The sequence below is a fragment of the Mycoplasmopsis felis genome, from assembly GCF_034647055.2.
Lineage (GTDB): Bacteria > Bacillota_I > Bacilli_A > Mycoplasmatales > Metamycoplasmataceae > Mycoplasmopsis > Mycoplasmopsis felis.
The window spans coordinates 401,614-414,429 of record NZ_CP141047.2 but is presented as its reverse complement, the minus strand read 5'-3'; the positions used below and the strand labels follow the sequence as shown (position 1 = coordinate 414,429).

General features: G+C 22.4%; 3 protein-coding genes and 1 tRNA gene. 1 reads left to right on the top strand and 3 read right to left on the bottom strand.

Features of this window, described 5'->3' with window-relative positions; genetic code table 4:
* Nucleotides 1–222 precede the first annotated feature (222 nt).
* Nucleotides 223–2,103, top strand: a complete 1,881-nt coding sequence (locus tag RRG59_RS01810) for a ribonuclease J (protein WP_322902680.1) — start codon at nt 223–225, stop codon at nt 2,101–2,103.
* 60 nt (nt 2,104–2,163) lie between these two features.
* Here the strand turns inward: RRG59_RS01810 and RRG59_RS01805 are convergent, their stop codons facing one another.
* From RRG59_RS01805 to RRG59_RS01795, 3 genes are all read right to left on the bottom strand, one after another.
* Complete coding sequence (locus RRG59_RS01805) at nt 2,164–12,183, bottom strand: SGNH/GDSL hydrolase family protein (protein ID WP_322902678.1); 10,020 nt, start codon at nt 12,181–12,183, stop codon at nt 2,164–2,166.
* A gap of 191 nt (nt 12,184–12,374) precedes the next feature.
* Nucleotides 12,375–12,459: transfer RNA gene (locus tag RRG59_RS01800), tRNA-Leu, on the bottom strand.
* Nucleotides 12,460–12,537: 78 nt separating this feature from the next.
* Nucleotides 12,538–12,801 carry an HPr family phosphocarrier protein gene (locus RRG59_RS01795; protein WP_036430167.1) on the bottom strand — a complete coding sequence of 88 codons (264 nt, stop codon included), beginning with the start codon at nt 12,799–12,801 and terminating at the stop codon, nt 12,538–12,540.
* Nucleotides 12,802–12,816 lie beyond the last annotated feature (15 nt).

Genomic DNA, 12,816 nt, shown 5'->3' with positions numbered 1-12,816 from the left:
TCTCTCCTTTATTGAGTATGAATGGAATTTTACATTAATTTAATATATATAATAATTTCTCTAAAAAATAACTATCAAAAAAATATGTAAATATTAACATAAATTAATTATCTTATTTATTTAATAAAAATAATTTAATGTTTGAGTTTTTTTATATAATAAATAAGTTATTAATTAAATTTAATTAATATTCTTAAATTCATAGAATAAACTAGGAGAATTATGAATCCAAAAAACAAAATACCTACTAAGATAGTGGGTTTGGGTGGTTTCGAAGAAATTGGAAAATCCACACTATTGATTGAACATAAAAATCATATCTTCATTATTGATGCAGGTATAAAATTTGCTGATACCTTTAATACTGGTATTAAAGGTATTATCCCTAATTATGAGTATTTAAATCAAGAAGACAAAATAATAGAAGGTTTATTTATAACTCATGGTCATGAGGATCATATTGGGGGAGTAGTTTATTTAGTTAAACAGACAAAATTAAATAAGATTTATGCACCCAGAATAGCAATACAATATTTAAAATTAAAATTTGAAGAACATAAGATAACAAAAAAAGTTGAATTTATTGAAATTCAAAAAAGTGATGTGCATAAATTTGCTAACAACTGTGAAGTTGATTTCTGAACTGCACAACACTCAATCCCTGATGCATTTGGTATTAGAATAACAACACCTAACGGTTCTATTATGTGTACTGGAGACTTCAGATTTGACTATACACCTATTGGTAATTACACAGATTTTGCAAGACTTGATGAAATTGGTAAACAAGGACTAACTGCTTTACTTTCTGATTCAACAAATGCTATGAGAGAAAATCATTCACCAAGTGAAAGTGATATTTTAACTGATATTCAAAATATAATGAAGCAAGCCAAACACAAAATTATTGTAACTACGTTTGCATCAAATTTAACAAGAGTTAAAGTTATTATAGAATTAGCAGAAAAATTAAAGAAAAAAGTTATTACATTCGGTAGATCAATGATACAAGGTGTTAAAATAGGTAGAAAACTTGGTTATATCAATGTTGCAGATAGTGTTTTTATTGATAAAAAACAACTACCTCACACCCCCGATAAAGATCTGGTTATTTTAACTACTGGTTCACAAGGAGAACAATTAGCTGCTCTTTCTCGGATGAGTTTTGGAAAACATGCAACCATAAAATTAACTAAAGGTGATGTTGTGATTTTCTCTTCAAGTCCTATTCCTGGTAATAAAATGGTAGTAGAATTATTGGTAAATAGATTGTATAAACTAGGTGTGATAATAAAAGAAAATGGTATTGATGGTTATTTACATACTTCAGGACATGCTTATAAGTTTGAACATGATAAAATTTTTAGATTAACTAAACCTAAATACTTTTTACCTTACCACGGTGAATACAGAATGTCAGTTGTTCATGGAAATACAGCAATAGAAAATGGTGTGAATCCTAAAAATGTTTTATTATTAGAAAAAGGTCAAGTTTGACACATGCTTAATAATAAGATTACAAAAAGTAATGAAAAAATTGACTTTGGTCCAATTTATATCGATGGAAATACAGTGTTAAGCACAAGCGCAAATATCATTAATGAGCGTGAGAAATTAAAACAATCTGGTTTTGTTAATATTGTCTTTTTAATTGACAAACACAAAAACATAATAATCGGAAGGCCTCAAATAATAACCCGGGGGAGTTTCTTTGTAAAAACTTCAAAAGATTTAGTTGAAGAAGCAAGAAGAGTTAGTCATGGTGGTGTTTTACATCAGATAAAAAATAACCCTAATTGAACAACAGAAGATATTGAAAAAGTAATCATTGATAGATTATCTTATTTATTTTTTAAAGAAAAAAGAAGAAAACCTATTATCGTTCCTACAATAATATATATAGATGAAAAACCTGATACTGATTTATTAGAACATAAAATTAATTTTGTAAATAATAAAGAAACATTTAATAATCAAATTAAAGTTAATGAAGCAAAAATACAAAAAATTAATAAACAACAAAAAATGCTTAATGAGTTAAAACAAGAAATGTTTGGCGATATTGATTCTGATAATGATTTAGATGAAGAAGACGAAATTTAAGATTAAATGGTAAATTAAAAATCAAAACCTTAATAAGGGTTTGATTTTTAATTATGTAAATTATCGTGTTAAATAACCTCTTTCAAAAGAATCTAATAAAACATCATTAAAGTTTTTGTTTCTTTGATATCTATCGCGACGATAATTTATTCCGTCTTTTCTATAATAAATGTATGCAAGCAACTGGTCTGCTCAATAATTACTTGCAGTAGTAGAACCAGAACGGTTACCTAAAATAAATTCTTTATTATAATCATTTGGATATCTAGTAGAGTATGCTCCAATATTAACTTTATGTTGATTTGATAATCCATTATACATATTTGTTAATTCAGATTTTGCACCATGAAAAGCACTTTCTAAACCAGACATAAATGTCCCTTGTACATCTAGACCAAATACATTCCAGAATTTTCCACCATCTCCACCGTTTTCATAGATAAATCATAAAATAAAAGTAGATAATCTATACATTGCTTTATATTCAGGGTTTTCTTTTGGTTGATTGTGATTATATGTTCTATTTGATGATTTTCTTATCATATTTCTGAAAATAGGTTGGAATAAGACTGAAAGGAAATCTCTTGTTTTTGGTATTACTTTAAAGATATTTTCATCAAATGAAAAACCATAACTATCTACTTGGTTTGAATTTGAATTTGAATTTGAATTTGAATCTGTCTTAACTAAAAAATTATTTACTATCTTGTATATTCCAGACATATTATGTCTATTACTTGATTCAAATAATCTGTGAATTAATTGAACATAATTATCATCACCTAATGAGTTAATTAATTCTTTGATTAAATCTTTTTGATCTAATAAATATGAAAATGAAATGTTAGTATAATCATTTGTTAATATTAAGTGTAAAGCACCATTTAAAATTGCTTTTTTAAAGTCTTTTGTATTTTCAACTCCATTTGCAAAGTTTATTGATTTAATATTTTCATAGATTTTATCAATTATTTTATATAACTCTGGTCTTCTTTCTAATGCTTTGAAAAAGTTTCTAATGACATTTTCAAATAGTTGTAAATCGTTGGTTTGAGATAAATTATAACCACTATTTCTTAATTTATCAATTAAAAAGGTTGCGGCACCCTTCATGAATCTTGGATCAGGGTTTTTAAACAGTGTTCTAATTCATCCAGTTAATTTTATTTTTAAATCATTAGATCTTGGAGAATTTAACAAGGTTTTAATAGCACCAAATCAATTTTGATTATTTCTATAAGAACTAGCTCTATCAATAAAATCACTAAATATAATGTTGATTACATCTCTAATATCCTTATTTCTTAACGCTAGAATAATAGTATCATTAACCAAAGAACTTAAAGCAGTGTTATTTAACAATAACTTAGCAATGTTTATTTCTGTAATAACTTCTCTTATTTTTTGTTCATTATCTAATAAATTAGTAATTAAATTTCTTAATAAATCTTTAACTCCTGTTTTATTATTTTGAATTAATTCATCATTAGTTATTTTAGTTATAAATGTAATATTTGTTAGTTCTATGCTAGAAGTGATATTATTAAAAAAGTTTGTTTGAATTTCATTTAAGTTATTTGATTCTTTAAATGTTTTGACTAAACCATTTGTTAGTTGTTCTAAAATTCCTGTCCTATCTAGAAGTTGACCAACACCAGAACTAAAATTATGAATGAATGTATTAATTTCATTATTTGTAGTTATATTTAAAAATCTAGTTGCTTTGTTAATTATGACTTTGATAGAATTGCTTGTTTCAGTTGATGATAAACCATCTAAAATAACTTTTTTAATTGAATTTTTAAATTCTGTTTCATTATTTTGTATTGATAAATACTGTTTTACAATATCAATAAAAGAATGAGAATTGCTAAATTGATTGTGATTTTCAATAAAATATTGAATTATGTTAGAAACAACATTTTTTAAACTGTCTACTTTTAATGCTTTATTAATAACACCCGCAAATTCTTCTTTATTAATTAGGTTTTTAGTTATAAATCCATGAATATCTGAACTCAAGATGTTTCATATCATTGAACCTAAATCAGTTTTTTGAATAACAAAATCTAAAATGTTTTCTACTAATTTATAAAAATCAGTTTTATTGTTTTGTATTGATGAACTTGTTGCTATTTCTTTTAATAAATTAATAGCAGTTTGTTCGAAATTACTTGAATTAAAGAAAGTATTTAAGTCTTGAGTTATTGTAGCAAGCAAGTTATTTAAGTTTAATTCTAAACCATTTGTAGCAACTTCATTAATTAATGAAGTTATCAAATTATTAGAAATGCTTATATGTCTGTCAGTAATTCTTAGTATATCAACTAAAGTTCTTCCAATTTGTTCTTTATTTGAAATACCTTGAAATATATCAGAAAACTTGGTATCTTCAATTTTCTTAATAACTACTTTTGCTATAACATCTTTAAAATCATATTCATTATATAAGTCTTGTAGTGTATTTTGGAAAATAGTGTTTAATGTATTTTTTAAGTTTTGATCATTTAATATTTTTTTGATTAAATCATTGTAATCGCTTGATTCTTTGATTGTGTCAATTCTAGTTAAAAGATTATTAATTACATCACTTAAATGGATTCTAAAGTTATTATTTTTTAAGATTACTTTAATTAAATGTAATACTTGTGTTTTAGTAATGTTATATGGTTCTAAAAGACTATCTATATTAATTAAATTAAACAATTTATTAAACACATTATCATTCGTTGTTATTATTGTATAAATTCTATTAATTATTTGTATTATGGTATCTTTTGAATTTTTAATAGTTGAGAAATTGTTTAAAAATGATTTGACTGTTGTGAAATTAAAATTAAATAATTTAGGTATTTCAATCAATAATTTTGAAGAAAATTCTTCAAATGAATTTGTAGTTTTTAATGAATCAATTAATGTGTTAACAAAAGGATTGAATACATTGATATCTTTTAAAAACGGAATTACAGAACTAAATATATTATTAACAAGATTAATTTTATTAATACCAGTTAAATCTATATTAAATTTACTTAAAACAAAATCAATTACAGAACTTAAAATAACAGACAATTCTCTTTGTCCAAAAATTCTTTCAAGGGATTTGGTTAAAGAATTTTTAAAGTAATTTTCTATATTTGGATTATTTAATAAATTCTTTACAAGTAAAAATGGATTATCTAAATTGTTTAATCAATCTGTATTCCTAATTAATTCAGGAAATACTTGTTCAATAAATTCAGTTGTAATGTTATCTTTTAATAAGAATAAAGCGATATTTCTTAAATTATTTTTATCAATAAACCTAAATATTTCTTGATTATTGTCTAATTTATTTATTAAATTTGTTATTAATGTATCGAATGAACCTACGTTTTTGTTATGAATAAGTATGTCACTAACAATATTAATAAATGTTTCCTTATTAGTTGATATAAATGTGTTATTTAAAATTCTATCAAGATAAGTCTTAGGATTTTTAAATACTATATCTTGAATAATTTCAATAAATTTATTAGGAATTGTTAAAAATTGATCAACTACATTGCTATCTTGAGTATTTGAAATTTCAATAAGCGAATTAAATATTGAATCTATTGTTGGATTTATTATTTGTAAATCATTCAAAATAGAATTTAAATTCTCTACAAAACCATTTATGAAATTTGAAATATTTGTATTTTTTATATTAACACCATTTATAGATAGCGTAGTCCTTAAAAAGTTAACGAACCCATTTTTGATTTCATTATCAGAAACTATATGAGTTATAAGTGAAGTTAAATCTTGTTTAACTTCATCTAATGAAATAATTGAAAGTGTTTTTTTGATTAATGAACTATATGAATCAATATCTTCAAACTCATTAGAATGTTCTATAATTTTTTGAACTGTACCTTTGATAATATCTATAAAATGTCGATTTTTAAATATTCCTTTAGAAACTACCTTTAATGAATCTATTGAAATGAATCTCTGAATGTTATTTTTCAAATCATCAGATAAATTGTCAATTAAATTATCAACTAAAGTACCATCTGCAAGTTTATTTATAATGTTAACTACAATTTGAACTAAATCTGATTTATTTTGACTAAATAAATTAGATTTTAAGATATCTTTAATTAAATTAATTAAATTTTGTTCTTGTTCTTGCTCTGTTCCTAGTTTTTGTTTAAATCCATTAATAAAAGCATTAATAAAATTAGAAACATTAAAATCAATTCCGTTATTACTTAATTGTGAATAAACAATTTCAAATATTAATTCACTTATATTTAATCTATTGTCAATTATTTGGTAGATATTCACAATATTTTGAGCTAGTGTATTTTTATCAGATACATTTGCTAAATAAGGAACTAAAATTTCCTTGTTAAATAAATTAATAATAAATTCTCTTAGTTTATCTTGAACATTATTATCAGTTAAAGTATTTTTAATTAATGAAACAAAATCATTTTTGATATTATCTTTTAAATTATTTATATTAAATATATTTATAAACAACTCATTAAATGAGTTTGATTGTGATAGTCTTTCTATATTATCAATACTTGAGTTAACAATTGTTTTAATTATGTCTTTTGAATTATCTGATAAAAGAATTTTTGAAATAAAATCAGTTAAATCATTCGTTCTTATACCTAAATTTGAACCAAGTGTGTCTAAAGGAATTAAATTAATAAGTTTATCGATATTTGTTTTATTAAAATGATTGCTTAATAGTTGCTCAAAAATGTGTCTAAATAAACTTTTGTTAGATCTAATAAAATCAGAACCTAAAAGGATTTTAACTAACTTAAAGTCTTTTATATTGATAAACTCTATTAACTTGTTAGTTAACAATGATATTAATTCACTTGAATTATTTGTTTGAGAAATTAATGATTTATCTATTTCTATTATTTTATCTATTATTGAAACATTTGTATCTATATTATTAATTGATTTTAATAAAGGTTTTAATAAATTAATTTGATCCTCTGTTAATTTATTGTTTGAATCAATGAATTGATTTTCAATTAATAAATTATTTAAAACATCTTTGAAGATAACGAAATTATCAACTAAAATCTCAAAAATTCCATTTAATAAGAACTTTGTATATTCTTTTTGTTCATTAAAGAAGTTAGATTTATAAATTTTTTTAACTAAAGGATGTCAATTTTCTACTATTTTATCTTTTAATTTTGTTATTAAATTATTTTTAAATATGTTTACTTTTGTATTAAGGTCTTCGTTATTATTAATATTTAATAGTAAAACAATTTCTTCAAAAACTATTTCTAATAAGTTGAATTCTTTAATTCAACTATATACTTCGGGGATAAATAATTTTAAAAACTCATCAGTTTGTGGATTATTATATAAATTATTAAAATTAAACTTAATAACATTCGAAATAACACTAGTTAAATTACTTAATAATTTTGTATCATTCACAATTTCATCTAATCAAGCAATTAGATTAGATTTTAATTCTTGTCCATTGATGTTTCTTAGTAATACTTTAATTAAGTCATCAAAGGAATTTAATTGACTTAAATTATTAATATTTAATAAATTATCAATTGTGTTAATAAACAATGTTCGTGTTTGTTCTTTATTTAAAATATTAAATAAAATATTATTCAAGACTTCTTTTGAAACATATTTATTAACTTCTTGTTTTAAATTCACTGGTAAAAAGTTTAAAATTATTTGACCTAAATTAGGTCTTTGTTTTAAATAATCATAAACATTGACTAAAACTTGTTTTATATCATTTATATGAATATTAATAAAATTTTCTGGAAGACTTTTTATTATATGTACTATGTTATTTTTTAAATTATCTCCGGTAAATTCTGTTTTTAAATTATTTAAGAAATTTGTAATGATTGAATGATAATTTTGTTCTGAACTTAAACTATATTCACTTAGTGAATTAAATAGATGTTCAAATAAATGAAAATGATCAATTTGAGCTAAACTAAAAGTTAGAATTTCTTGAATTAATCCGTTTGCATTGGTTGTATTTGCAAATATTCAATTTAATTCAGAAGAAGATAATTGTTCTTTAAGGAAATTGCTAATAAATTCCACAAATGTGTTATTTGATTTTAATTCATTTAAAATATTAGTTAATAAAGATTTATTTTGATTAATAAATTCTGTATTTTTAAGAAATATATTAATTATTTGAATGAAGTTTTCTGAATTCCCAATATTACTTGAATTATCAACAATGAAACCAAATAAATTATTTATAAATGATATAAAGTTTGTATTTTTTGAAATTTTAAGAATTAAATTTGATAAATCAACTTTTGATATTCCTAGAATTTGATTAGGTCAAATTAAATTTAAAACCTTTTGTAAATGATCATTTTTAAATGTGTCATATAAATTTCTAAATAATTCTTTTGCTAATTCCTTATTTTCTGAAAATAAAGGTGTTTTTAATAAATTAGTATATAAATTTAAATCTTTTAAATTTATACTTATCAATAAGTCATTAGGTAAATTATTTTGAATATCACTTAAGTTAGTTGCTTTTTGTATTACATTAAATAGTGTATCTAGTAAATTATCAAATTTATTTGTTGTAGTAAGTGTGTTTAATATACTTGGAACTATATTTAAAAATACTTCATCATACTTATTGTTTACTACATATCCATTATCATTTAATAAAACTTTAATCGTTTTAACTATTGTTTTTTGATATTTTCCTTCTAAAACTAATTGTTTTAAAATTTGTTTTAAATTATTTACTATAACTTCTTTGAATGAATTATTATTTAATAAATAATTAAGAAATTGATTGATATTATTAACGTTATCAATTCAATCACTATTTGTTAATCCAGTAAATATTAATTTTTGTATTAATTCTGCTATTCCTTCAGTATTAATAAGAGAATCTATTAATCCTAAAACTTCATCTTTATCTATGTATTTTATAATAGTTTCTTTTTCTAGTTCTATATTAAGAATATCATTAATCACATGGTTTAATATACCTGTATCTTTTAATTGAACAAATACAACACTTGCTAAATTTGATATACCATGTGGATTATTTTGAACTCAATCTTTATTTAGTAAATTTTTTATATTAGGAATTATATTTTCAGTAAATTTGTTTTTTAATATCTCAAGTAATAAACTTGGGATTTTCTTTATTTCAGAAGTCGGGTCAGCTGAAGTTCTTGCAATTTTTATTTGATTTGTTATTTGATTAATAATAGGTTCAATAATGTTATATTCATTAATTAAACTAATTACATTATTTGAAAAATCATTAATGAATTGTATATTTAATTCATTTTCTAAATCAAAATTAAAGTTGCTCAATAAAGTTGTTAAGATATCTTTAATAACATTAGGAAATTCTGCATTATTCAAAATATTATTAACAAATGGTACTAATAAGTCTTGAATGTTTTCTAAATTTAAATGCTTAATAATTTCATTAAGTAAATCATCTAATGTTCTTGCTTTTAGTAATTCCTGTGAATTATCAATTAAACTATCTAAACCAAAATTTAGGATTTCCAAAATTTGAGGTTGACTAAATACAATAACAATAAATTTTTGTAATCCCTCTTGGGAAATATATTTAACTAATTTAGTGTTTTCAAGTAATTTAGAAGTTATATTTGAAATTTTTTCTAAATTCTCTTGAACTAAAATATTTCTTAATAATTGTTTAATTGAGTCTTTATGATTATTAAAGAAATCAGAACCTATTATTGTTTGTAATAAATCTAACAATAATTCATCTTTAACATTACTGAAGTCTCTTCTAAATACAATTTCAATTGAATCAATAAATAAAGAAGTTATATTATCAATTGCATAAGCTGAAAAATTATTTAAAACTTCATGAGTAATTTTATTTATTAAACTAAAATCAGTATTTATAGTATCAAAAAGTTTAATTAAATCGCTAATAACTAAATCAATTTGTTCTCTTGATATATTATTTGCTAAATTCTCTTTTGTTAAGATATCAAAAAGAAAGTCAACAGCAATATCTTTTATTTTTGTATTTGTTAATAATTCTTTAATTAAATTATTAATATTTTTAGCGAGTAATTCATTTATTTGCGGTTGTTTAAACAACGAATGGATAATATCATTAAAACTTTGAACATTGCTAAAGTTTTCAGGATATAAAGCAAATGCATCAACTAAGGAATTTATAATTCCTTTTGTGTGTTCAGAAGTAATTATAGATTGAATTATGTTTTGTAACTCGTCTTTATTTATGTTGTATTTTTGTACTTTTTCTATAAGAATATTAGAGATTGTATTATTAATATTTAAACCATATATCTTAATAACATTATTTAAAATAACTTTTAAAGCATTAGAAATTTCAGTTTTATTTTGAACAAAGACTTCACTTTTCGAAATTGAACTAAAGATAATTGCTAAATTTTGCTCATTAAAAAGAGATTTAGTAAATGTTTGCAAAACATTAGGTAAAGTTAATTCATTATTTTCTCTTAATAAAGCCAATTGATTTTCAATATTAAATAAAATGTTTTGAATACCATTTGAATTTATAATACTATCCACAATTGTATCCATACCAAATTTATTTTGTGTTATTTCTTTATGTAAAATATTTTTTAGTAAATGGTCTGGATCTATTTCATTATATATTACGTTATCAGTTAAATAGTTAAATATTTCTCTAGTTATATATTGAAAAGTCTTTGTTAATTCTGCTATTCTTTGACCAAAATTATGAATATTTCTTTCAATATCCACATTATGTTCTTGTTCTGTTTTATTTTCTAAATAAGATAGTGTATTAATTCCAAATAAAGCAGAATCTTCTATATTAACCTCAATTTGATATTTTAAGCTTTCTTTATCATAATCAATAAATTCTTGATTAAAGTCATAATTTTTAAAATCTTCTATATCTAAAGATGGATTGGCTATTTTTAAATATAAATCCATTGCCATTTTTTTATAACCATAAGAGTTGGGATGAATATCAAAAAATAAAGTAGAAACTTTTTCTGTATTCTTATTTCAATAATTAACATTAACTGGATTAATGAAGTTAATCTGAGTTATTTCAGAAATTTCTTTTAACCCTTTATTAATTAAATCTGTTAATAACTGAACGGGTGATATTTCAATATTAATACCTAATAATGAACTAATATATTCAGAAATAACGTTTGCAAAACCTAACATAGGAGTTGGATAACCAACTAAATTAATATTAGCTTTTGGTGCTAATAATTTCAAATTAGACACAAAAGTTATTAATCTTTTTTTCATTTCTCTTAGTGAGTTTTTAAATAACTTATCAACAAAGACTAAAGCATCACCAATAACTGCTCCATCTTCTAAAACTGTTTTAATTAACTTAGCAACATCTTGTTGTGCAGCTGATTGAAAAAATAAGAAAAATAAGTCATTTGCGCTAAGTGTAAATGTGATTAAGTTTGCTTGACTTAATTCTTTTTTAATTTCTTTAGATTTGCTTTGTCAGTTTGCACCAAATATTTTCGTTAAATCATAATTAGAAACAGTACTATCATTGTATTCTATACCTAAGAATTTTATTCAATCTAAAATTCTTGAACCCGAAATACCATAATTATTAAAACTTTCAACTCGATTATTAAAATTTAATAATCTAGCTAAATAAGCAGGATATGACACACCAGATATAGAACCATCACTTTCTCTTTTTCCCGGATATGATTGTGTTAGTGTTCCATCAAATCCTTCAGTTATTGAATCACCTAAAGCAACATATCTAATTTTGTCAAATTTTTTAATTAATTTATCTGAAGACAATCTATATGATTTTGTTTTAGTAGGATTTATTTGAATGAAAATATCTGAATTTAATTTATTAGAATTATCAGAAGGTTTTTGGACAAAAGTAGTATTTAATTCGATTAATTGGTTATCAGAATCATCTCTTTGAATTTCTTCTAAGAATTTTTGTCCTCCTCCTTGAATAGGTTTAGAAGAACCAGGTGCTTGACAAGATACAGTCATAGATATAGCTGCTAATAAAGCTATAGTGCTTGAAAATATTACTGTTTTCTTTTTCATTTTATCCTCCTTTGTTATATATTACATATATAACAAAATTTTGATACTTAATAATAACATATTTTACAATAATATTTTTTTCGTTTTTCCCTATTCTATAGACTTAAAAGTAAAATATAAAAAAGAAAAAAGCATATTTATAAAAAATATGCTTGTATAAAAGAGTTATAGAAAATTTAAAAAAATATATTTGGTGCCCAAGACAGGACTTGAACCTGCACGGATTACTCCACTAGATCCTTAGTCTAGCGTGTCTGCCAATTTCACCACTCGGGCATAACTTTTATATTTTACTATAATTTTTATTTATATCTAGTAAATAAATAAAAATACACCCTTTAAGGGGTGTAAAAATTATATTAATTGATTTTCTTCAAAAGCTTTTTTGATAGCTGAAATAGCTGCATCTTCATCATCACCTGATGCTTTAATTGTTATTTCAGCACCATGTTTGATTCCTAAAGCCATAATATTCATAATAGATTTTAAATTACCTTCACGTCCATTGAAAAATAATTTTGAGTCTGATTTGAATTTTGAAGCAGTAGTACAAATGATAGAAGTTGGACGAGCATGTAATCCAATTGGATCTACAATTTTTGCTGTAAATTCTTTCATAGTTAACCTTTCTTT